The organism is Bartonella sp. CL71SXKL (assembly GCF_042194935.1).
Taxonomy (GTDB): Bacteria; Pseudomonadota; Alphaproteobacteria; order Rhizobiales; family Rhizobiaceae; genus Bartonella.
In genome coordinates, this window is record NZ_JBHINI010000143.1 from 1 (window position 1) to 586 (window position 586).

1 protein-coding gene is annotated in these 586 nt (G+C 38.7%); it reads left to right on the top strand.

Features of this window, described 5'->3' with window-relative positions; all coding sequences use genetic code 11:
- Positions 1 to 143 precede the first annotated feature (143 nt).
- Positions 144 to 586 (top strand): hypothetical protein (locus tag ACFILA_RS09960; RefSeq protein ID WP_375661176.1); only part of this gene is annotated, 443 nt, incomplete at its 3' end.

Consider the following 586-nt stretch of genomic DNA (forward strand, 5'->3'; position numbering starts at 1 on the left):
GCCGTGCAAAAATTCGTAATGATATCTGTGATGATAATCAGTCACTAAAAGACGCTGCTTAAATAACGCGTGGGCGCAGCGGGGGCGCCCTCCTTTAAACATCTCATTTAAAAATTAAATCTCTTTATAAAGGAATTGTGCTCATGCAAAAGAAGTTTGCACTCACAAATGAAACGCGTGTATTTGGTAATCATACCCTTTATCGCATTAAAGCATTAAAAGACTTTTCTGATGTTAGAGCTGGTGCCTTGGGTGGCTTTATTGAAAAGGAAGATAACCTCTCTCATGAGGGAAATTGCTGGGTGTATGATGAGGCTCTTGTGTTTAAAAATGGTCACGTTTATGAAAATGCAAGAGTTTTTGGCAATGCTGTCACTTGTGGTCATATCTATGGTCATGCGTGGGTTTATGACAATGCTATCGTTGCTGGCTATGTCTATAATAATGCCCATGTTTATGGCAATGCCGTTATTTCTGATAATTCCCATGTCTATGGTAATGCTCATGTGTATGGCAAGGCTATTATTTATGATAATGCCTATGTTTATGACAATGCTAGGGTTTATGAAAACGCTCGTATAGCAAA